A 211-nucleotide genomic window follows, 5' to 3' on the forward strand; every position below is an offset into this window, starting at 1 on the left:
TGCCAAAGATGAATTCTCTAACCTTATTCCAATAGGGAAACCAGTTTCTAACACTCGTATATATATATTGAATCAGATGAAACTTTGTGGAATCGGTGTGCCTGGAGAATTGTGTATAGCGGGGGATGGTCTGGCGAGAGGATATCTGAATAGACCAGAACTGACAGCTGAAAAATTTATCGACAATCCATTCGGGGAAGGAAAGTTATAT

The 211-nt window shown here is 39.8% G+C and carries 1 protein-coding gene; it reads left to right on the forward strand.

Features of this window, described 5'->3' with window-relative positions; all coding sequences use genetic code 11:
- Positions 1–211 (forward strand): AMP-binding protein (locus MR167_RS32745; protein ID WP_242316335.1); only part of this gene is annotated, 211 nt, incomplete at both ends.

Source organism: Bacillus cereus group sp. BfR-BA-01355, assembly GCF_022663675.1.
Taxonomy (GTDB): domain Bacteria; phylum Bacillota; class Bacilli; order Bacillales; family Bacillaceae_G; genus Bacillus_A; species Bacillus_A thuringiensis_S.